17 protein-coding genes are annotated in these 22,239 nt (G+C 33.8%); 10 read left to right on the top strand and 7 right to left on the bottom strand.

Features of this window, described 5'->3' with window-relative positions; all coding sequences use genetic code 11:
* Positions 1-30 precede the first annotated feature (30 nt).
* The 8 genes from ACSBO6_RS18240 (at position 31) to ACSBO6_RS18205 (ending at position 8,652) form a co-directional block, all read left to right on the top strand.
* Positions 31-1,329, top strand: coding sequence for a PTS sugar transporter subunit IIC (locus tag ACSBO6_RS18240; protein ID WP_098845151.1), 1,299 nt, complete (start codon positions 31-33; stop codon positions 1,327-1,329).
* An 80-nt stretch (positions 1,330-1,409) separates the two neighbouring features.
* Positions 1,410-1,697: a hypothetical protein gene (locus ACSBO6_RS18235; protein WP_498843769.1), complete on the top strand. Its 288-nt coding sequence runs from the start codon at positions 1,410-1,412 to the stop codon at positions 1,695-1,697.
* Between the two features lie 30 nt (positions 1,698-1,727).
* On the top strand, positions 1,728-3,068 hold the full coding sequence (locus ACSBO6_RS18230) for a 6-phospho-beta-glucosidase (protein WP_498843768.1): 1,341 nt from the start codon (positions 1,728-1,730) through the stop codon (positions 3,066-3,068).
* Positions 3,069-3,105: 37 nt separating this feature from the next.
* A complete protein-coding gene (locus ACSBO6_RS18225; protein ID WP_498843767.1) occupies positions 3,106-3,423 on the top strand; it encodes a PTS lactose/cellobiose transporter subunit IIA in 318 nt (105 codons plus the stop codon).
* Between the two features lie 52 nt (positions 3,424-3,475).
* Entirely contained in the window at positions 3,476-4,384 is a 909-nt protein-coding gene (locus tag ACSBO6_RS18220) for a BadF/BadG/BcrA/BcrD ATPase family protein (protein ID WP_098845155.1), read from the top strand.
* 63 nt (positions 4,385-4,447) lie between these two features.
* A complete protein-coding gene (gene murQ, locus ACSBO6_RS18215; protein ID WP_098845165.1) occupies positions 4,448-5,338 on the top strand; it encodes an N-acetylmuramic acid 6-phosphate etherase in 891 nt (296 codons plus the stop codon).
* 200 nt (positions 5,339-5,538) lie between these two features.
* The gene (locus ACSBO6_RS18210) at positions 5,539-6,393 is read left to right on the top strand and encodes a MurR/RpiR family transcriptional regulator (RefSeq protein WP_498843766.1); all 855 of its coding nucleotides are present in this window, start codon (positions 5,539-5,541) and stop codon (positions 6,391-6,393) included.
* Positions 6,394-7,188: 795 nt separating this feature from the next.
* Positions 7,189-8,652 carry a flavin monoamine oxidase family protein gene (locus ACSBO6_RS18205; RefSeq protein ID WP_498843765.1) on the top strand — a complete coding sequence of 488 codons (1,464 nt, stop codon included), beginning with the start codon at positions 7,189-7,191 and terminating at the stop codon, positions 8,650-8,652.
* 84 nt (positions 8,653-8,736) lie between these two features.
* Here ACSBO6_RS18205 and ACSBO6_RS18200 read toward each other — a convergent pair whose 3' ends face one another.
* The 3 genes from ACSBO6_RS18200 to ACSBO6_RS18190 all read right to left on the bottom strand — a co-directional run bounded on the left by ACSBO6_RS18200 (position 8,737) and on the right by ACSBO6_RS18190 (position 12,685).
* Complete coding sequence (locus ACSBO6_RS18200) at positions 8,737-10,071, bottom strand: (Fe-S)-binding protein (protein WP_498843764.1); 1,335 nt, start codon at positions 10,069-10,071, stop codon at positions 8,737-8,739.
* Positions 10,068-11,480 carry a glycolate oxidase subunit GlcD gene (glcD, locus tag ACSBO6_RS18195; RefSeq protein ID WP_498843763.1) on the bottom strand — a complete coding sequence of 471 codons (1,413 nt, stop codon included), beginning with the start codon at positions 11,478-11,480 and terminating at the stop codon, positions 10,068-10,070. The genes ACSBO6_RS18200 and glcD overlap by 4 nt, the downstream gene beginning before the upstream one ends.
* Before the next feature lie 86 nt (positions 11,481-11,566).
* The gene (locus ACSBO6_RS18190) at positions 11,567-12,685 is read right to left on the bottom strand and encodes a CdaR family transcriptional regulator (protein ID WP_498843762.1); all 1,119 of its coding nucleotides are present in this window, start codon (positions 12,683-12,685) and stop codon (positions 11,567-11,569) included.
* Between the two features lie 242 nt (positions 12,686-12,927).
* On the opposite strand from ACSBO6_RS18190, the gene truA reads away from it, so the two are divergent.
* Positions 12,928-13,671 carry a tRNA pseudouridine(38-40) synthase TruA gene (gene truA, locus ACSBO6_RS18185; RefSeq protein ID WP_098845159.1) on the top strand — a complete coding sequence of 248 codons (744 nt, stop codon included), beginning with the start codon at positions 12,928-12,930 and terminating at the stop codon, positions 13,669-13,671.
* A 55-nt stretch (positions 13,672-13,726) separates the two neighbouring features.
* Here truA and ACSBO6_RS18180 read toward each other — a convergent pair whose 3' ends face one another.
* The 4 genes from ACSBO6_RS18180 to ACSBO6_RS18165 form a co-directional block, all read right to left on the bottom strand.
* Complete coding sequence (locus ACSBO6_RS18180) at positions 13,727-14,917, bottom strand: MalY/PatB family protein (RefSeq protein WP_098845160.1); 1,191 nt, start codon at positions 14,915-14,917, stop codon at positions 13,727-13,729.
* Between the two features lie 20 nt (positions 14,918-14,937).
* Positions 14,938-16,500: a maltose/glucose-specific PTS transporter subunit IIBC gene (gene malX, locus ACSBO6_RS18175; protein WP_498843761.1), complete on the bottom strand. Its 1,563-nt coding sequence runs from the start codon at positions 16,498-16,500 to the stop codon at positions 14,938-14,940.
* Positions 16,501-16,693: 193 nt separating this feature from the next.
* On the bottom strand, positions 16,694-17,464 hold the full coding sequence (locus tag ACSBO6_RS18170; RefSeq protein ID WP_098845162.1) for a MurR/RpiR family transcriptional regulator: 771 nt from the start codon (positions 17,462-17,464) through the stop codon (positions 16,694-16,696).
* A 206-nt stretch (positions 17,465-17,670) separates the two neighbouring features.
* Positions 17,671-18,093, bottom strand: a complete 423-nt coding sequence (locus ACSBO6_RS18165; protein WP_098845163.1) for a VOC family protein — start codon at positions 18,091-18,093, stop codon at positions 17,671-17,673.
* Between the two features lie 606 nt (positions 18,094-18,699).
* Between ACSBO6_RS18165 and ACSBO6_RS18160 the strand changes: the two genes are divergently transcribed.
* Positions 18,700-22,206 carry a S8 family serine peptidase gene (locus tag ACSBO6_RS18160; RefSeq protein ID WP_498843760.1) on the top strand — a complete coding sequence of 1,169 codons (3,507 nt, stop codon included), beginning with the start codon at positions 18,700-18,702 and terminating at the stop codon, positions 22,204-22,206.
* Positions 22,207-22,239: the final 33 nt, after the last annotated feature.

Genomic DNA, 22,239 nt, shown 5'->3' with positions numbered 1-22,239 from the left:
TAATAATTTAATAAAGGAGAAGGACAACATATGGATAAGTTTATTTCATTTTTGGAAAACAATTTATCAACACCAATGGCAAAACTATCTGAACAAAAGCATTTACGCGCTATTCGTGATGGTGTAGTTTCAGCTTTACCTTTTATCATTTTCGGAAGTTTGTTCTTAATTATTGCCTTTCCACCAGTGCCTGCAGATTCTGCGGTTGGAGTGTGGGCAGCTAAACATGTTGCGGATATTTTAATTCCTTACCGACTTACAATGTACATAATGACCTTGTATATTACTTTCGGAATTGGATATAGCTTGTCCCAAAGCTATAAACTAGATCCACTTTCTGGTGCACTATTGGCCGGCTCAGCGTTTTTATTTACAACTGGGGTTCAAATGATTGATAAAGTGGGATTTGTATTACCGATGGCAAACATGGGTGGCCATGGTCTTTTCGTAGGTATGATCACTTCTATTTTTGCAGTCGAAGTATTACGTTTTTGTAAAACAAAAAATATTACGATTAAAATGCCTGATTCAGTGCCGAGTTCTGTCGCACGTTCTTTTGAAGCACTTATTCCTGTAACACTTGTTTTATCAGTAATGACTTTAATTACAGTTGTATTTAAGATTGATACACATTCACTAGTAGACAAGGCTGTAGCTCCACTAATTAGTGCGGGTGATTCATTACCAGGTGTATTAGTTCCTGTATTCTTAATCACATTTTTCTGGGCATTTGGTATCCATGGGGTATCAGTAGTAGGTGCAGTTGCTCGACCTGTTTGGGAAGTTTATTTAGCTAATAACTCTGCAGCTGTTGCAGCTGGTAAAGTTGGAAGCCAGTTACCACATATTGCTCCTGAAACTTTCTTCCAGTGGTTTATTTGGATTGGTGGTTCGGGTGCAACATTAGGTTTAGTAATTGCCATGTTAATCGCTGGAAAATCTAGTTATTCAAAGGCTCTTGGAAGAACAGCAATTATCCCAAGTATTTTTAACATTAATGAGCCAGTAATTTTCGGTATGCCGATTGTATTAAACCCAGTCCTAATAATTCCATTTATGATCGTTCCAATCATTGGTGCAACAATTTCTTACCTTGCAACAGCAGGCGGATTAGTTAACCCAACATACGTAATGGTTCCTTGGACTTTACCTGCTCCAATCGGTGCATATTTATCAACTGGTGGAGATTGGAGAGCTATTATATTAGTAGTAATCAATCTGGCAATATCTGTTGTTATTTATTTACCATTCTTCAAAATGTACGATAAAAAATTGTTAGCGCAAGAATCTACAGTTGAAATGGATAATGATGTAAAAGTATCTTTATAAATTCATAGTAAAGGGAGTTTGGGATCATTAATCCCAGCTTCCTTTATTTATTATCAAGTAATCAAGAAAGGAAGATTAACATGAACACTACAAAGAATCTCCATTTTTTTAGTTATAAAGCTGCATTTACGTTTTTTGTATTTATTCTTGCGTTTAATCTTATCTTTAATCCTGTTCTACACTTTTTTGGAATGACGAAAGATCTTGCTGTATTTATTACAAATAGTATCGGTTTAAGTGTAGGACTTACAGGCGTGATTGTATTTATTGAAGGTAAGTTTAAGAATAAGAAACAAGCTTTAATTTTATTTTTTACATTATTAGTTTTCTGCACCGTGACTTGTTTTCTCGTTGTATTCAATTCATAAGAAAAAATATGAAATGAAGGTGTGTTTTAGATGAATAAAAAAAGAGGAATTAAAATCGTAACAATAGGTGGAGGTTCTAGTTATACTCCAGAATTAGTGGAAGGTTTTATTAAAAGATATGACGAGCTACCTGTCAGTGAATTATGGTTGGTTGATATAGAAGCAGGGAAGGAAAAGTTAGAAATCGTTGGTAATTTAGCTAAACGAATGGTAAAAGAAGCTGGAGTTCCAATGGAAATTCATTTAACTTTGGACCGAAAATTAGCGCTAAAGGATGCTGATTTTGTAACGACTCAAATGCGAGTAGGCTTATTAGAGGCTCGAATTAAAGATGAACGTATACCTTTACAATTCGGTATGATTGGTCAAGAAACGAATGGTGCAGGTGGTCTATTTAAAGGTCTAAGAACAATACCTGTATTACTTGAAATTGCTAGTGAAATGCAGCAACTATGCCCTGATGCATGGTTAATTAACTTTACAAATCCTGCTGGAATGGTGACTGAAGCATTACTTCGATATAGTCAACATAAAAAGGTGATTGGCGTTTGTAATGTACCAATTAATATGACAATGACGGTTGCTAAATTGTTAGAAGTGGACATAAGTCGTGTACATATTGATTTTGCTGGGTTGAACCATATGGTATATGGACTGCATGTTTATGTTGATGGAAAAGAAGTGACTAAACATGTATTAGAGTTATTAGCTAATCCTGAAATTCAAATGACAATGAAGAATATCGCACCATTACCATGGCAAAAAGAATTTCTTATGTCATTAGGTGTATTACCTTGTCCATATCATCGTTACTATTACAAAACAAAACAGATCTTAGATGAAGAATTAGAATCTTTTAAAACTGGTACAACTCGTGCAGAAGTTGTTAAGAAGTTGGAAGATGAGTTATTTGAATTATATAAAGATGAGAATTTAGCCATTAAACCACCCCAGCTTGAAAAACGCGGTGGGGCTTATTACAGTGATGCTGCTTGTAGCTTAATTACATCGATTTATAACGATAAAAAGGATATTCAAGTATTAAACGTTCAAAATAATGGATCAATACAAGGAATTCCGAATGAATCAGCTGTAGAGGTAAATTGTATCGTGACTAAGCAAGGACCAATACCGATTTCAGTAGGTGAATTACCACCTCAAATAAATGGCTTAGTTCAGCAGATTAAATCATTTGAACGTGTTGGAGCATTGGCAGCTGTTACTGGATCTTATGAGAAGGCATTACTGGCACTAACGATTAATCCTTTAGTTCCAAGTGATGAAGTTGCAAAAGAAGTACTAGATGCACTCTTAGATGCTCATAAAGAAAACTTACCATTATTTTATAAAGAAGAATTGGTAGGTCAATAAAGATAAAATAAAAAAACAAACAGTAAGGGGTATGAATATGATGATGACTAACGAACAAGAAATTTTTGAAATTATTTCACACGGTGGGAATGCAAGATCACTAGCATATGAGGCATTAGAGGCTGCAGAAAACAATGATTTTGAAACAGCAGATCGCTTAATCGAAGAGTCTCACAAAGAAATTGGTCATGCACATAAAACACAAACGACTTTAATACAAGCTGAATTAAATGGTCAGCCATGTGAAAAGTCACTATTAATGATTCATGCTCAAGATCATTTAATGACTGCTATGAGCGAACAAAAGCTAATTGAGCATATCATTCGTTTACATAAGAAATTAGCCGATAAATAAATTGACTCATATAGTAATAGAATAGACGAAAGAGGGTAGGGGGTTAGATTTAGTGCAATTTGTTATAGGTTTTGATGGTGGAGGAACTAAGTCAGAGGCTATTGCTTATAATTTAGAAGGTGAAGTGATTAGTCAAGGTTATTCTGGCTTTAGTAATTTACTCATCAATGAAGAAGATGGAATTAATCACATTATAGAAGCAATTGAAATTTGCTTGAGCCCTTTATCAAAAGAAAATTGCCTGTTCTTATTTTTAGGAATTGCTGGAATTGGTGGAGTGAAAGACCTAGGTCCTTTAGAAAGAGCACTAGAAGATACTTTTCATATACCGTTTAAAATCGTAAATGATGCCCAAATTGCACATGCAGCATTACTAAATGGACAAAGTGGTGTATTAACAATCGCTGGTACAGGTTCAATTTGTATCGGGATGCATAAAGAACAGACTGTTACGGCAGGCGGATGGGGACATCTTCTAGGGGATGAAGGAAGCGGATATTGGATTTGTATGGAGATCTTTAAGAAGATTACACAGGAATTCGATGAAGGTACTCCATTAAGTTATTTATCGTTAAAAATGCTGGAAATATTGCAGTTAAAAGAAGCAGAAGAACTTAAAAAATATATTTATCACAATACAAAAGCTGAGATTGCTTCACATGTTCCATTTATCGTTGAAATGGCAAATATGGGTGATTTAATGGCGTTGTCTGTTCTAGAAAGAGCTGGACAACATCTTGGGAAAACGACGATTCAAGCGATAAAAAAGTTAAATCTTAAAAAAGACCCAAGAGTTGCAACAAAAGGAAGTATTCTAAGTCGAATTCCAGTCGTTCAGAAAACGTTTATTCAAACAATTCATGAGCACTATCCAACAGTAACGTTTTACACAGACGAAATCTCTTCGACCTTCGGAGCATATCTATTAGCTATGAAAGAAGTAAATTCACGTAAGGAATAATTGTGTGTGGTAAAAACAGGGAGCAGGATGTACAAAAATCTTGTCCATGAACGAGGTGTAATTATGTTAGAGAACTTAACAACCGAAATTAGAAACAAGCGTACGAGTAACATAGATCAACTAAGCGTTGAAGAGTTTTTAAATATAATGAATGAAGAGGATCAAAAGGTAGCTCTAGCAGTTAGAGAACAAATTCCGATGATATCAAATGTAGTTCAGCTAGTAGTTGAAGCATTTCAAAACGGTGGACGTTTAATTTATACAGGGGCTGGCACAAGCGGACGAATTGGTCTACTAGATGCAGTTGAATGCCCACCTACATTTGGAACGAATCCTAGTGAAGTCATTGGATTAATTGCAGGTGGGGAGAGGGCTTTTATTAAAGCAGTTGAAGGTGCCGAAGATAGTGAAGAGCTTGGTAAGGAAGATTTATTAAAAATAGCCCTTACAAAAAATGATATTGTAGTCGGTATCGCAGCATCAGGCCGAACGCCGTATGTAATAGGTGCTTTAAAGTATGCAAACGAAATAGGAGCAAAAACTGTAGCGGTAGCGTGTAATAAAGGATCAAAAATTGGTGAGATTGCATCCCATAAAATTGAAGTTGATAATGGTCCAGAAGTATTAACTGGATCTACTCGATTAAAAGCCGGGACATCTCAAAAGTTAATTTGTAACATGATTTCTACTGCTTCCATGATCGGAATTGGAAAAGTATATAAAAATTTAATGGTCGATCTACAATTGACGAATATTAAACTAGTTGATCGAGCAAAAAGAATAATTGTTGAAGCTACCGGTTGTGATTATGAAACTGCAAGTAATTATTTAATGAAAGCAAATAATCAAACGAAAGTAGCCATCGTTATGATTTTAACGGGAATGAATTATGATGATGCAATTAACAGCTTGAATAAAGCTAGTGGATTTATTAGCAGAGTAGTAGAAAATTAATTAGAAGGCGGCAGTAGAAATTTTATTCTAGTCTGTCGCTTTTCTTTTTTTATATCAAAATATGATTTCGATTTTAAGTTGTATACTTTATAATTTGTTTGTAATCATATCGTGACGATGAATTTTTTATACAAAACAAACCTATTTAAATTTATCAAAATTGTTAATTTTATATCAATAAAGAGAGTTGAGTAGATTAAATGAATGCATTAAATGGTGGCTTAATCATGTTAAACGAAATGCTGTATAAACTTCCACCATCGGAAAGAAGAGCAGCTAAATATATAATTGAAAATCCAGAAAAATCGATTCAATATACAGTTTTTGAACTTGCTGAAAAAAGTCAAACAAGCAATTCTGCAATTATTCGATTATGCCGTTCTCTTGGTTTAAAAGGTTTTCAAGAGCTTAAGCTACGAATTGCAGGTGATATCATTACGACAACAGAAGTAGGATCAAGAGATATCAATTTAGGAGAATCCACTGGTTCTATAATTAAAAAGATGATGAATAACAATATTCAAGCCATCAAAGATACAAGCGATATTATTAATGTGAGTGATTTAGAGGAAGCCGTACAAGCTTTAACAAAAGCGAGGAATATTTATTTCTTCGGTGTAGGTGGGTCAATGGTAGTGGCCTTAGACGCACAGCAAAAGTTTTTACGTATAAAAAAATACACCTCTTCTTTCACTGACTTGCATATGTTAGCTGTTCAAATAGCGAACCATGAGGAGAATGATGTCTTAGTTGGAATTTCATTTTCTGGAGAAACGCAAGAGGTACAAAAAGCTCTTCAAATTGCAAAGGAAAACGACGTGAAGACCATTAGTATCACGGGCTTTGGTTCCAATTCTGTATCAAATTTAGCAGATATTAAATTATTCAATTCCCCACACAGAGAAGCAACATTTCGAAGCGGAGCAACCTCATCAAGGATGGCTCAACTACATGTCATCGATATTTTATTTATGGCAGTCGCGACACAAGAGTACGATCAAACAATCCAATACATTGATCAAACAAGAACGGCTATTTCTTCATTAAAAAAGTAAATAGTGCTGGAATAAGGATAAAGTAGGTCGAATAAAAAGCACAAGGAAATCAATATTCCTTGTGCTTCAGAGTGTTTAAATATATTAGTCAATACGAACATTAATTGAATTTCATGTAAAAATAGTATATTTATTATTTTATTGTCATCTTATTGATAAACCAGTGCTATTGGATGGAATATAAATGTTTTAACTAACTGTCAAAAATAAGAATATTTTCTTTTTTTAAATCTATATTTGTAAAGTTGTCATAAGTCGTCACCATTGGTTTCAATTCGATGTTGAAGAATAAGTGTAATTCATTAAATTGAATATTCCAAGGTTTTTAAGATTATTATTTTTATAAAGAACTTGATTGGAACGAAAGGTTGCTCGACTCCTATGGGATATGCGGGAAGGCTGAGACCCCGCAAGGCAACGCCGAGGAGGCTCAGGTCTCGCCCCATGGAAAGCGAGCAACCTGTAGTGGAAATCTGAGACACAACTTATGTATCAATGATTAGATATTCCAATAATTTAATTGACTAATTCTTTTTTTTAACAGCATGAAGCACAAGGAAAATCAATATTCCTTGTGCTTTTTATTTTTTTAAGCAATGTCTAGAAGCCTTAAATCAAAACTTTTTAATAATAGCACTGGGTAGTTAGTTAAACTTTAGTTTCTTAATTGATATTAATTAAGAATTAATTTTGCTATTTCAATATTAATTTGTGGGTCTTTCTTAAATTCTACATCAACTTGTAAAAGAATAATAATTAACTATTGGTTATTTAAATCAAGATGAGGTGATGTCATTGATTCAAAAATTAATACTTTCAATGGAGCAAATGATACACATAATTCAAAATGGACTACCAAAAACTAGTTTACCAAAACATGTAACCATAATTGGTTCAGGAATCTCTGGTCTGGTTGCTGCTTCACTTTTAAAAGATGCGGGACATAAGGTTACGATTATAGAAGCAAATAACAGAATAGGGGGGAGGATTTACACAAAAAGAGAGCCTTTTATAAATAATCAGTATATAGACCTCGGAGCTATGCGTATCCCCTCATTTCACCATTTAGTAATTGAATATATAAAAAAGTTTAATTTGAAAGTTAATGAATTTATTAATAGTACGCCTAATGATCTTATTTTCATTAATAACGTATTAACTAATGAGCAGAATTTAAAGGCTAATCCAGACCTATTAAACTTTAAAGTCTTACCAAGTGAAAAAGGGAAAACTGCATTAGAGTTACTCTTATTAGCAGTAGGTCCTGTTGTTGATTTTATTAATCAAGATCCTGAAAAAAATTGGGAAACCGTTATTAATTTGTATGATCATTATTCAATGGCAAATTTTTTAAAATATAACCCTGTTGGAGTTTCGTTATCAACTGAAGCTATTAATTACGTTGAAACCATAGTTGGATTAGAAGGGTTTCCGGAACTTGCATTTACGGCAATATTAAGGGAAGTTTTAATCCTTATCTCAAAAGATTTAAAGCTTTATGAAATTACCGGTGGAACAGACCATCTTATTAATGGATTTTTACCTCAACTTAAAGACGATATTATTACGAATCAAAGAGTTAAAAAAATTATTCAAAATGAATCAAACGTAACAATCTATACTGAAAATCAAATCCTTAATACAGAGCATCAACTTACTAGTGACTATGTTATTTCAACGATTCCTTTTTCTTTATTAAATTTTGTAGATTTACTACCATTTGAGTCTATTTCATATGAAAAACGGAAAGTTATTAGAAAGATCCATTATGCAAACTCAACTAAAATAGCTCTTCAATTTAAATCTAGATTTTGGGAGAAATATGGATTATGGGGTGGCAAATTAACTACTGACCTACCTATTAAGTTTTCATATTTTCCTAGTCATAACCCTGAAGATTCAGTAGATACAGGGATTATGTTAGCGAGTTACACATGGGAAGATGATTCAAGTATTTGGAATCATATGACACAAGCAGAACGGATAAAAATTGCTTTGAACGATTTATCGTATATATTTGGAAATGAAGTGTTTTCGGAATTTTTAATAGGTTATTCGCAAGATTGGAATGAATTCCCTTATTCTGGGGGAGCGTTTGTCATGTTTAAACCAGACCAAATTAAGGAATTAGGTCAGTATATTAGTACACCAGAGGGAAGAATTCATTTTGCTGGTTCTCATTCATCTACTACACCAGGCTGGATGCAAGGTGCAATCGAAGCCGGTATTAGAACAGCTCATGAAGTGAATAGTCGATAATTTATGGTGTTTCCTTATTGGGCCAAGGGTTCATAGTAAGACAGTAAAAAACACAAGGATTAAGTTCCTTGTGTTTTTTTATCATTAGTTTGCTTTATATTCAGCAGCTTTTAAAAGTAAATCGACTATGTGTACAACTTCCACATGTTCTGATTGATTTTCTCGGTCTACACCTAGTTTCATTTGTAATAAGCATCCAGGGTTAGCAGTTACAATAGTAGTAGCTTGTGTTTTTGTTGCTTGCTTCATCTTGTAATCTAGTATTTGCATCGACATTTCGGATTCGACGATGTTATAAATGCCAGCTGAGCCACAGCAACGATCTGCATCTTTCATTTCGTGATAGTATACATTTTGAATTGACTTTAATAATGTTCTTGGAGCAGAAGCGGTTTTCATGACATTTCTTAAATGACATGAATCCTGATACGTAATAATTTGTTCTGGTAAACTTAATTTTACTTTATTATGAAACTCAACTTCTACTAGAATTTCTGATATATCTTTTAGTTTATTTTTAAACGCAAGAGCTCGATCTTTCCAATTTGGATCATCTTTAAGAAGATGGTCATAATCAATTAGGAAACCACCACAGCCTCCTGCATTTGTAATGATATAATCGACTCCGAGATTTTCGAAGGCCTCGATGTTTTTCTTAGCCATATCTTTTGCAATTGACTTTTCACCACTATGACCATGTAATGCCCCACAACATGCCTGGTCTTTTGGAATGACAATTTCACAACCAGCTAATTGTAAAAGTTTCATCGTTGCATTGTTTGTTTCTAAGAACATTGTATCCATTAGACATCCAGAGAAAAATGCGACCTTCTTTACTTTTTCGTTTAATGGTGGCAAATAGTCAGGACGTGATTTCATTTGTTTCATTGACGGGACCTTTGGTAAAACCTTTTCCATTGCAGACAGATTGTTTGGAATCAACTTCATAATACCAGCTTTTCTTGCTACGACTTGAAGGCCTGTTCGTTGATATAAACCTAATAAACCAACAGCTAGTCTCATTCGGTTTTGATGCGGGAAAAGTTCTTTAAATACAACTTTACGAACAGCTCGTGCAGGAAGTGAATGTTTTTTATGTTGAGCAATAATATCTCTAGCTTCTTCTAATAAATGACCGTATTTTACACCAGAAGGGCAAACAGGCTCACATGCACGACAACCAAGACAAAGCTCAAGTGTGCGTTCAACATCTTCATCTGGTTCGATTAATCCATCCGTTACTGCTTTCATTAAAGCGATGCGACCACGAGGTGAGTGCGATTCTTTTTGACCTGATTCAATATAAGTTGGACAGCTTGGTAAACAAAATCCGCATCGCATACAGTTTAATAGTTCGTCTTCGTTCATACGCTCTTTAAATTGTTGACCGATTGTTTGTTGTTCTTGAAGTGTTGTCATTTTGACACCACCATTCTTTTACGGCTATCTTTAGCAAAGACCTTACCTGGGTTCATAATATGATTCGGATCTAAAGCTGATTTGACAGCAAGCATTGCGTTAATCCCTTCTTTACCAAGCTTTAGTTCAAGGTAAGGAGCTTTTACGATTCCAACACCGTGTTCACCTGTAATTGTACCACCTAGTTCAATGGCTTTTACAAATATCTCTGCAAATGCCATTTCAACTCGTTCCATTTCTTCGTGGTCACGAGCATCGGTAGGACAAGTAGGGTGAAGATTTCCATCGCCTGCATGACCAAATGTACAAATTTTTACATTATGTTTTTCTGCGATCACATTAATTGCAGTGACCATCTCAGCAATTTTAGAACGAGGGACAGTCGCATCTTCTAAAATTGTTGTTGGTCTTAATTGTGCAAGAGCCGAAAGAGCAGAGCGTCTAGCCGTACGTAATGCTACTGCTTCTTCTTCAGACTTAGCTACGCTAACTGAAATACATTTTTCTTGCTGGCAAATGGATTTTATTAATTCGATATCTCTGTTTACGACTTCACTAGGACCATCTTGTTCAATTAATAAGACAGCTTTTACATCGGTCGGTAGACCAATTTGGGCAAAGTTTTCAACAACTTCTAGAGTAGGTTGATCCATAAATTCAAGGGATGTTGGAATAATTTTATTAGCGATAATTTTAGAAACCGTCTTGGCTGCGTCTTCCAAGCTATCATATAATGCAAGCATTGTTTTTTTTGTTTCTGGCATTGGAATAAGCTTTAATGTAGCCTCGGTAATAATCCCTAAAGTGCCTTCCGAACCAACAAATAGACGTGTAAAATCATATCCTGCGACATCTTTTGCTAGCTTTCCACCAGTTCGAATAATGTCTCCGTTTGCTAATACGATTTCAAGAGCAATGACATAGTCACGTGTTACACCATATTTTAAACCACGTAAGCCACCTGAATTTTCATTAATATTTCCACCAATTGTAGAAATTTTCATTGAGCTTGGATCGGGCGGATAAAATAAGCCTTTTTCTTCGATTGTATTAATCATATCTAGAGTCACAACACCAGGCTGAACTGTAATGGTTAAGTTTTCTTCATCTATTTCAAGAATATTGTTTAAGTGTTTAAATAAGATCACGATTCCGCCATTTGTTGGACAAGTACCACCGCATAAATTCGTTCCAGATCCTCTAGGAACGATTGGAATATGGTTTTCGTTACAGATTTTAACGATTTCGGATACTTCTTTAGTAGAACGAGGACTAATGACTGCATCCGGAAGAGATTGCAAATTTGGTGTAGCATCGTAAGAGTATACGAGTCTCTCCACTTTTGAATCATCATAATTTTCTTTTCCAACAATTGCTATAAAACGTTGAGCAATGTCATTTGTAATCATAAATAAATTCCCCCCATTATCTTAATTCAAGTATAAAGAGTTAATAGATGAATTTACTATAGAGGAACATACAGAAAAAACACCATTTATCGGTGTTTTTTTGTAGATTCATCTAGTAGGTATGTTCCAATATACAATTTAACCAAATCTTGGATGTCTTTAGGATTCAATTTCGTTAATTCAGTAATTTTACCGAGGCGATACAGAAGTGTGTTTATATGAATATGTAAAGATTGTGCGGTATTTTTAAGAGATTGATTTTGATTTAAATACTCTTTCATTGTAATAAATAAATCCTCTTCACTTAATAAAGGTGCAATTGTCCGTTCTATAAATGTTTTCTTAATTTCTTGTGAAAGTTCCTGCAGAATTAAATCAATTGTTAAATCTTCATCAAATATAATTGAACTTGTTTTTAATGCAACTTTTAAAGCTCGATCCGCTTGATGATATGATTGATGTAATTGTTTTGGAGTGATTTGTTGCCCAACTCCTACAGCAATAGGTGAGTTTAATCGACTTTTTATCGTTTCATATAAATCTTGAATTCTTTGTAGTTTATGAATATCTTTATTCGTATTATCTATTTTCATCAAAAATACAATTCGATTATTGCCCCAGCGGACAAATACGTCATCATTATTTCGATTCGCTAAATCGATTATTAGTTGTCTTGTATCGACAGGGAGCATATTTGTATTTTCCCATTCGAAAATAATAACCTGCCTAATAGAATTTAAATCAATATTTAGCATAGTAGAACGTTCATAAAAATAATCATCCCACTCAATACCTTGAATCCAATCAAATACAAATGCTTCTAAAGTTCTTTGTTGCAAATCAATTTGATCTGTATAATAGTTTTCTCTAATTAATAATTCTGTCATCCTACGAAGCATTTCTCCAAAAGGTGAAATTTGTTCGGGATTTCCTGTAATGCCAATTACTCCGACTATTTCATTTTGAAAATAAATAGGAAGATTAATGCCAGACTTCACACCTTTTAAACGATTTTCATCATCAGATGTGATCGTAAACGTTTTTCTTTCATTAATTGCAATCAATGAGCCTTCATGAAATGTACCAGTTCGTGCTGGGTCTGTACTAGCTATAATGATGCCATCTGTATTAATAATAATAATATCTTCTTGTATTAACTTTCTAACTTCATTAATGATCTTTAATGCCAACTCATCAAGTACCATGTCAAACTCCCTCGAAATTGTTACTATTAGTATAATGTAAAATGACTCATTTCAACTATATCGTCTTTGAGTAGTTTGTGAAAATGTGAAAAAAGTTATGAACTTAGCTCAAATGGGCTAAAAATAGGATATGTAATAAAAAAGTGGTAAAGTGTTAAGAGCAGGAAGTACAAAAGATTTTAATATCTTAAACTTAAAAAGGCAAAAATGTACATACATAGAGTTAGATAAAGGAGCAAGAGATGAACAATTATAAATTAGTCATTCAATATGATGGGGGCCGTTATAAAGGCTGGCAAAGACTTGGTAATGGAGAAAATACAATTCAAGGTAAAATCGAAAACGTACTATCTGAAATGGTAGGAAGAGAAATTGAAATTATTGGAAGTAGTCGAACGGATGCAGGTGTACACGCATTTGAACAAGTTGCTAATTTTAAAATAAAAGAGAATATGCCTGAAAAAGAAATTAAAAGTTATTTAAATCGTTATTTACCTAAAGATATTAGTATAAAGGAAGTTTCGATTGAATCTGACCGTTTCCATTCAAGATATAATACTAGTGCAAAGACGTATATTTATAAAATTTGGAATGAGGAATATACGAATCCATTTATGCGCAAATATAGTATGCATGTAGAAGAGAAACTAAATCTAAAAAATATGCAAGCTGCAGCCAAGTACTTTTTAGGGGAACATGATTTTACAGCATTTTCAAATGCTAAATCTAAAAAGAAGTCGATGGTACGAGAAATCTACTCGATTGATTTTGAAAAGATAGACGGATTTATTCAAATAAGAATAAGTGGAAATGGTTTCCTTTATAATATGGTAAGAAAAATCGTAGGAACACTGATTGAAGTTGGTGCAGGTAGATTACATGCAGAAAATATACCGAAAATAATTGAGGTAAAAGATCGTGCTCAGGTGAGTAATCTTGCAGATCCTGGTGGATTATATTTGGAGAGCATTGAATTTAAGTTATAACATAGAATTAAAAAAGCATTGGGATATGTTGGATTCCAATGCTTTTTTAAATTAACTAGTTATTACATTCTAAGTAATCAACTGCTTTTTTTAGACGATTTAATCCTTCTATAATCTTAGATTTAGGACATCCGATATTCATACGGATAAATCCTTTTCCAGCATCACCATATGTCTCACCGGGCATAATGGCTACTTTTGCGTGATGAACAAGTGCATGTTGTAATTGCTCACTAGAATAAGGCAGCCCTGAAATATCAATCCATGCTAAGTATGTTGATTCTGGTAATGTAAATTTAAGTTTTGGAAGATGATTGTTAAGATAATTTTCTACTGTTTTTAAATTATCAAAAGTATATTCAGCCAATTCATCAACCCAGTTCTCACAGGTTTTATAGGCTTCGATCGTCGCTAGTGTTCCAAAGATGCTTGCAGATGAAAGGCCATCGCGATTTTTTAGAGATAGAAGAAACTCTTTATTAATCTTTTTGTTTGGTAAAATTAGATAAGATCCACCTAACCCAGGAATATTAAACGTTTTACTTGCAGAAGTACAAATACATACATTCTCCAAATTGATGCTTGTGTTTATAACTGGAATATGGAAATTAGGTTCAAATACGATATCCATATGAATTTCATCAGAAATGATAAATACATTATGTTTATTACATAAATCTACAAGCCTTTCTAATTCATGCATTGTCCAAACACGACCAGTAGGATTATGCGGGCTACACAGTAGAAGGATCTTGGCACGCTCGTGAGATAGTTTTTGTTCTAAATCATCAAAATCGATTCGATATTTACCATTTTCATAAAGTAATTGATTTTCAGAAATAAAACGATTGTTATCTTGAATTACTTTAAAGAAAGCATCATATGCAGGAGTTTGGATTACGACATGATCTCCAACACTAGTCATGTATTCAATTATTTTTGAGATAGAATAAATGACACTAGGACTATAAACAATCCAATCTTCTTTTATTTCGCAAGAGAATCGATTACGAAACCATTCTATAATTGATTTTTTAAATTCAAGATGATTCCATCGCGTATAGCCAAATATACCGTGTTTCATTCGCTGTTCTAATGCATGAATTATTTCATCTGGACTTTTGAAGTCAGTATCTGAAATCGAGAATGGTAGTAAATCTGGCACCCCAAACCGATCTTCAATATAGTCCCACTGTGTACAATACGTACCGGTCCGATCAACTATTTGATCAAATTTGTATATCATTTCGTACAACCCCAATTTATTTAAGATGATAATTTTTCTAATTGTGTTTTAAGAACTCCAACTTGTGGACCAATAACGACTTGTAAATTATGTTCGTCTAATTTCACAACACCAAGTGCACCACAATCCTTTAGAACTTTTTCATTAATAATATTCATATTATCTACAACAAGTCTTAATCTTGTAATGCAGTTATCTAGTGATTGGATGTTCTCTTTCCCACCTAAAGCAGTAAGAATTTTTAATGCTTGTGCATTTGTGCCTTTAATCACTGGTTCCTCACTTTGTTGATCATCATTTTTTTCTTCTCTACCAGGAGTTTTTAAGTTGAATTTCAAAATTGCATATCTGAAAACTGAATAGTAAACGATAAACCAAATTGCTCCTACTATAGGTACGAGATACCATTTTGTTTTAACTCCTTGTAAAACGCCAAAGATAACAAAGTCTAATATTCCACCGTCTGTGTTACCAATTGTTAAATGTAATAAAGCCATTAACATAAAACCTAGTCCTGTTAAAATAACGTGAATGAAATATAAAGGTGGAGAAATAAACAAGAATAAGAATTCGATTGGTTCAGTGATACCGGTTACAAAAGTGGCAATAACACCAGAAATTAATAGCCCTTTAATTTTATTACGATTTTCTGGACGAGCAGTATGATAAATCGCAAGTGCTACTGCTGGTAAACCAAACATGAATGTAGGCATTTTTCCTTGAGATAAGAAAGCTGTCGCTGATGGACTGATCGGAGCACCAGCTTTTAATTGTGCATAGAAAATATTTAGAGCGCCTGATACCGTTTGACCGTTAACGATTTCAGTACCACCTGCTTCTGTGAATCGTATCATTGCAACTAAAATATGGTGAAGACCAAAGGGGAGTAGTAAACGTTCACCGGCACCGAATAAAAATGGTCCGAAAACGCCAGATTTTTGAATTAAACTTCCGATTCCTGTAATGGCTATTGCGAAAATTGGCCAGATCATCGGAATAATAATCCCAATAACTGATAATGCAAGTGTCGTTATGATTGGAACAAAGCGGGCACCTCCAAAAAATGCGAATGCATCTGGAAGTTTAATACTATAAAAGCGGTTATGTAATAAATAGACAACTATACCGGCGATGATTCCGCCTAATACACCCATTTCAATGGTTTGTATACCCATAACCATACCTTGACCAGCTTGGCGCATTTTATCTGCCGCTACTAATTGGTTTGTTTCTGTTAAATAAAAATTAATCGATAAGTGCATGATGACGTAACCAACAAATCCAGAGAAAGCAGCGACGCCCTTTTCATATCGTACAAGTCCAAACGGAATTGCCATTGCAAATAAAACTGGTAAGTATGAAAATGCAAAACCACCAATAGTGGACATAAAGCTAAAAATAATCTGAAGTACAGAGTTTCCTAAAAATGGGAAAGTCTCAATTGTTGTCGGACTAGTAAATGAACTTCCGATCCCTAATATAAGTCCCATAAAGGCTAATAATGCGACAGGCACCATAAAGGTTTTACCTAGCCCTTGAAAAAACTCCCAAAGCTTTGATTTAACGGACTTCTTCTTTGCCATGTGTTTAGCTCCTTCGTTTTTTATTATGTCTTAAGAATACTAACGGCAAAATCGTTTAACAACCATTTGAGGTGTTAATGTAAGCGTGTACATTTTTTGTATATTGCTTACATTAAGTAGATTAATAAGTTCATAAATAAAAAGAGACAGTTGTGGTCCAATCATTAACAATTTGGCGTCTCTTTTTGATTAACTACCATATTTTCATTTCGTTTAAATAGGCAATAATAATGAAATCTAGTACCATACTTAATGGAAATCTTGAGGTCATATCAAGTTCACCAAAGTAAGTATTTGTAATATAAGCTTGAAGAGATAAACTTACTTCATTTTGTAAACGATTTGAGTGGCTTCCAGTTATGGCAATCGATTTGACGTTCCTTTTCTTTAAAATATGGGCAAATTCTAACATATGTAAAGTCTCCCCACTATATGAAACTAATATGGCTAAATCATTTTCTGTTAAACTATTTGCAGCACTACGTAACTCGTCCCAATCAGTTCGCGCATTACATAACTTTCCTGCAAACATGAGTTTTCTAGAAGCGTCAACACAAGTGGGAAGTGAGTTGCCAACTCCGAATAGTTCAACATGTGTACTATGTTTTAGATAATTAGCAGCTAACTTAATCTTTTCTTCATCAATATAATCCAATGTTTTTTCCATTTCTACTTTCATTCTCTCAATATGGGTTTTAAGAAGATAGGAGGTTGAAGAAACTGGTTTTTGAAGTTTATTCGTTTCCTTTGAAAGAGTATATTTTAAATCTTGAAACCCACGAAAACCTAATTGCTGGCATGTTCTACTAATTGTTGCTGTAGATACATAAAGCTCTTTTGATAATTCATCAAGATTTTGCTTCGTAATATAATCGGTATTTTGTAAAATATAATCCAATACTTGTTTTTCAAGCTGGCTAAGTTTTTCTCTATTTTGTGATAATCGTTTTAATAGTATTTGCATATAATTTCACCTGCTTTTAGAGAACTAGAAATATATCTTATTATATAGTAAATATTCTGAATGAAAAGAAATATAGATAAATGGAGCAAGCTGATTGTCTTAAGTAAGAAAGAGTAGAAGAGATTGTAGTTCATCTTAAGGAGTTAAATTAAAAAAAGGAAATGAACCCTATTAAAGAAGGATTCATTTCCTTTTTTATCTATAAATTAAAAATCACCAGTACCGTGATTAAACATCCAATGAATGCCGAATTTATCTGTTAGGCTTCCATAAGCTTTACTCCAAAATGTTTCTTGAAGTTCCATTTCTACCTGACCGCCATCACTTAATTTCGTAAAGACAGATCTAAGTTCTTCTAAGTCCTCACTTAAAAAAGATAGATGGATATTATTGCCTTGTTTAAACGGGGAACCAGGGAAAGTATCAGAGAACATAACGTTACTACCGTTAATGTTCAGTCTAGTATGCATAACTAAATTTTTCGCTTCTTCAGGTAGTGGGTAATCCGGATTTTGTGGTGCTTCACCGAAAGTCATAATCTTAGGTATTTCTGTGTTAAATACAGCCGCGTAGAATTCAACTGCTTCACGTGTATTACCATTAAAATTTAAATAAACATCAATTGGCATTTTTTCACTCCTAATGTTATGTATTTAAGACTTTAAAAGCCTACAAATCCATTCTATCCAAAAAAAGGTAATTTAACAAACTAAGATTTGAAAATTGTATGGAAAATTCTGATTTTATTATAAGGTTAAAAAATGCTTCATTTTAGAGTAACTAAACAAACATTCCACTGTCCAGTAGTTGAAAAAAGTAGAAATTTGTCGTAAGTATAGTAAAGACAGATTATTCAGACTAATTTTAAATACAATATTTTTACCTATTCAAAAAAAATAAACCTCGGTCATAAATGACAAGAATGCTTCTTTTATCTAAATCAAACAAATATAAACTCAAATTGTCTCAACTTAATTAATACAAATTCCCTAAGTGAATAAATTATTTTCGAACTTCTTCGACTGAATATTTCAAAATCCCCTTTTTTTCTACTCGAATACTTCCAATCTTCTCCAAATCGAATATGTCAAAAGTCTGGTTTAATAACCCAATATCTTTATAGGGTGAACGTAATTAAAATAAATAGTAGTAATTAATTAAATCAGTTAGGCTGAATCTATTTTTTATTTTTAATAGATTCAAAACATTAAAGTTTACTATAGAGGAGATTAAAGATGAAAAAGAGAAAGAGCTTTCCTTACAAAGTCCTTGCAACGACAACTTTAGCTTCAATGTTATTTACATCAACTGGATTTGCGGAAGGAACAAATGAAAATCAAGTACCGGCTCCAAGTTTAGAAGAGATTGCAAAGCAGGGTCAAAAGATTTTTGCTGAAGAACAAAAACAAAGTGCAAATAAGGCTGAAGACCCATTTGGCTACGAAAATTTAAATAATGCTCATGCTTATAAACCAAATGAAAAAGTACGTGTAATCGTTGAGGTAGAGCAACCAGCAACTTCTGATGATTCTAATCAAACTAAAAAGGCACGTTTTAAAGAAAAGCAAGATCAAGTTATCTCAAGGATTTCAAAGGAAAGATCCGTACCTAAAATTAAACAACGCTTCTATGAGGGCTTTAATGGTTTTAGTTTGGAGACAGAATATCGTAACTTAAAAGATATTCAACAAACACAAGGTGTAACGAATGTGCATATTGCAAGAAAATTCCAACCTTCAATGGGGGCAAGTAAAGAATTAGTACAAGCTCAAAAAGTTTGGCAAAGTTACGGATACGAAGGTGAGGGATTGTTAGTAGCGGTGGTCGATACAGGTATTGACTATACGCATAAGGACATGACAATCACCAAAAAAGGTAAAGCAAAACAAAAATGGAATCAAGAAAATATTAAAAGTAAACTAGATGAAACAAGTGTAGGAGATGTTTGGTATAGTGACAAAGTTCCAACTGGTTATGACTGGGCGGACCATGATACAGATGTCATTCCACATGGTTCAGGAAATGAACATGGTATGCACGTATCAGGTACAATAGGTGCAAACGGTGATGAAGCTAATGATGGTGTAGAAGGCATTGCTCCAGGCGTACAGTTACTAGCAGAAAAAGTATTCTCTGATACAGCAAATGGGGCGTATGAGGATGACATCATTGCAGGGATTGAGCATGCGGTAACAATGGGTGCTGATGTTATTAATATGAGTTTAGGAACTGATTCAGGTTTTGTTAGTGAAGTTGATGATCCGATTCAAAAAGTGATCCGTGAAGCGACTGAGCAAGGTACGCTTGTAGTTGTAGCTGGTGGAAACTCTGCTTATAGTACACAAAATAATTTGCTACAATCTTCTTTAAAACCATATGCTGAAAATCCGGATATTGGGACAGTTGGAGAACCAGGTGTAAGTCCTTTTGCATTATCTGTAGCTTCATATGAAAATTCAAGTATACATATGAGTACGTTACAAGAAGAAAATGGATTACAACTTCCATATCAAGATCAAACACAATTTAACTTTAATTTATCAAAAGTCTTATCACCGCTTGAATCTTATGAATTGGTTTTTGTAGGAGAAGGTAAAACTGCCGATTTTAAAAATCTTCCAGATTTAAGTGGGAAAATTGTAGTAGCAAAACCAAATGTAAAGTATGCTACTTACTCTTATATTCAATCAGAAGCGAAAAAGAAGAACGCAAAAGCGATCATTCTTGTTCCTGCTGATGAAGATATTGACTATCCATTAGTTTATTTTAGTCCTTATCTTAGTGTAGAAGGAGCTACAACAAGCAGAGCGATTGGAAACTCTTTAATTTCTAAGTTAAAAAGTGGTTATATTGTAAAAATGAAACCATCTAAAGGGGTATATGTTGATAACCCAGATAAGAATACGATGTCATATTTTTCATCTTATGGAGCACCACATACTTTAGACTTTAAACCTGAAATTTCAGCACCAGGGGGTAATATTTACTCTACTGTACCAGGGAATGGTTATGAGGTTATGAGCGGTACATCAATGGCATCTCCACATGTTGCTGGTGGTTCGGCATTAGTTTTACAATCTCTTTATGAAAAAGGATTAAAGCATTCAGAAAGTACAGCTTTAAAAACGAAAATTGCTTTAATGAACACTGCCAAACTAGTACAGGATCCTAGTACGAATAATGAAGTGCCGTATTCTCCACGTATACAAGGATCTGGTTTAATGCAAATTCAAAATGCAATTAAAACACCTGTACTTGTGACAAGAGAGAAAACTCCACTTGAACAAGCCGGAGCAGTTGCATTAAAAGAAGTTAACAAAAATATTCACTTCAAATTAAATGCAGAAGCTCTTCAAAATGTGAAGGTAAAAGATTTGGAATATCAAGTATATGTAGATGTATATACAGATGGTAGAGAAACAAAAGAATTTGACCTTGATAATGATGGAACATTGGATTCAAAAGAATATTTAACACTAAAAAGTGAGCGAATCAATGGTGCAATTGCAACTGTAAATGGCGAAAAAGTAACAAGTACAGAAGGAAAGACATTAAAAATTAAACCAGGACAAGAAAAAAATCTAGATGTTCAGATTCAACTTCCATCAAGCTTAAAAGATGGTTCATTTGTTGAAGGATACGTACGTCTAGTTCCTTCAGGGAAAAATAGTGACGCTGCAGTACCGTTAACAGTTCCTTACATGGGGTATTACGGTAAATGGGATCAACCAACAAATATTGATCCAGCAGCATATGAGAAAGATGCATTCTTAGGTTATACTACACTTTGGAATGATGAAATTGGAGCAGAAGGGGTATTCCCATTAGGATATGATCCAAGAACAGGAAGATTTAACATGGATCGAATTGTCATGTCACCTAACACTCCATTGAAACAAGTATACGCATCATTTACAGTACTTCGTAACTTAGCTAAAACAGAAATGTACGTAGAAAATGATAAAGGAGAATTACTTCAATACTTAGGTGATTTTAGTGAATATACTGGTAAGCCATGGAAATTCCGTAAAAACATTATGTCTTATAGAGACTATTTGAATACTGGATATGGTTGGGATTTAAAAGACCAAAATGGACAAGTAGTGAAGGATGGCGTTTATAACTATGTAATCAAAACAACGCTTGATTATAAAGGTGCGAAGCCACAAATCGTAAAACTTCCATTGCATATTGACTCAGTTGCTCCAGTTGTTTCAGATATAAAAGTAACGCCTAAAGATGGACAATACGAAATCTCGTTCAAAGCGGATGATGTCGGAAGTGGTTATAATGGTGCAATCGTTTGGTATAACGGCAAATACAAGCCATTAAACCAAGGTGAAACATCTACTCTAGTAAAAGAAGAACCAAAGAGCGTAGTAGTATTAGGAGCAGACTATGCACTAAACCAGAGTTATTCAGTATGGGGAGATCCTTCTTATATTAATGAAGAAATGCTTGTTAGTTACTTCAGTGTATATCCAAATAAAAATGTAAATTCAAAAACGCCAGCAGGAATCAACGCTTTTGCAAATAACAATGTAAATTGGAAAATTTATATTAAAGATGAAAACGGTAAAGTAATTGATTCACTAGATGTACAAAACGAAAGTGAAATTCACTTGAAGTGGACGCCAGAAGCAGATGTTCCAAACGGTACGTACACAATATCTGCGGATGTATCTAGTAAAGATGGATTTAAAGTATCCGTAACACCACAAACAATTACAGTACAACAATAAATAGTTTAAAAGTAAAAGTGTAGGGAATATTTT

Source organism: Bacillus sp. AL-1R, assembly GCF_052180195.1.
In the GTDB taxonomy this organism is placed as follows: Bacteria; Bacillota; Bacilli; order Bacillales; family Bacillaceae_G; genus Gottfriedia.
This window is presented reverse-complemented; position numbering and strand designations above follow the sequence as displayed.

Excerpts from the sequence above, each read along its gene's own strand:
- ACSBO6_RS18240 (WP_098845151.1), top strand. The coding sequence starts at position 31 with ATGGATAAGTTTATTTCATTTTTGGAAAACAATTTATCAACACCAATG.
- ACSBO6_RS18235 (WP_498843769.1), top strand. The coding sequence starts at position 1,410 with ATGAACACTACAAAGAATCTCCATTTTTTTAGTTATAAAGCTGCATTT.
- ACSBO6_RS18230 (WP_498843768.1), top strand. The coding sequence starts at position 1,728 with ATGAATAAAAAAAGAGGAATTAAAATCGTAACAATAGGTGGAGGTTCT.
- ACSBO6_RS18225 (WP_498843767.1), top strand. The coding sequence starts at position 3,106 with ATGATGATGACTAACGAACAAGAAATTTTTGAAATTATTTCACACGGT.
- murQ (WP_098845165.1), top strand. The coding sequence starts at position 4,448 with ATGTTAGAGAACTTAACAACCGAAATTAGAAACAAGCGTACGAGTAAC.
- ACSBO6_RS18210 (WP_498843766.1), top strand. The coding sequence starts at position 5,539 with ATGAATGCATTAAATGGTGGCTTAATCATGTTAAACGAAATGCTGTAT.
- ACSBO6_RS18200 (WP_498843764.1), bottom strand. The coding sequence starts at position 10,071 with ATGACAACACTTCAAGAACAACAAACAATCGGTCAACAATTTAAAGAG.
- glcD (WP_498843763.1), bottom strand. The coding sequence starts at position 11,480 with ATGATTACAAATGACATTGCTCAACGTTTTATAGCAATTGTTGGAAAA.
- ACSBO6_RS18190 (WP_498843762.1), bottom strand. The coding sequence starts at position 12,685 with ATGGTACTTGATGAGTTGGCATTAAAGATCATTAATGAAGTTAGAAAG.
- truA (WP_098845159.1), top strand. The coding sequence starts at position 12,928 with ATGAACAATTATAAATTAGTCATTCAATATGATGGGGGCCGTTATAAA.
- ACSBO6_RS18180 (WP_098845160.1), bottom strand. The coding sequence starts at position 14,917 with ATGATATACAAATTTGATCAAATAGTTGATCGGACCGGTACGTATTGT.
- malX (WP_498843761.1), bottom strand. The coding sequence starts at position 16,500 with ATGGCAAAGAAGAAGTCCGTTAAATCAAAGCTTTGGGAGTTTTTTCAA.
- ACSBO6_RS18170 (WP_098845162.1), bottom strand. The coding sequence starts at position 17,464 with ATGCAAATACTATTAAAACGATTATCACAAAATAGAGAAAAACTTAGC.
- ACSBO6_RS18165 (WP_098845163.1), bottom strand. The coding sequence starts at position 18,093 with ATGCCAATTGATGTTTATTTAAATTTTAATGGTAATACACGTGAAGCA.
- ACSBO6_RS18160 (WP_498843760.1), top strand. The coding sequence starts at position 18,700 with ATGAAAAAGAGAAAGAGCTTTCCTTACAAAGTCCTTGCAACGACAACT.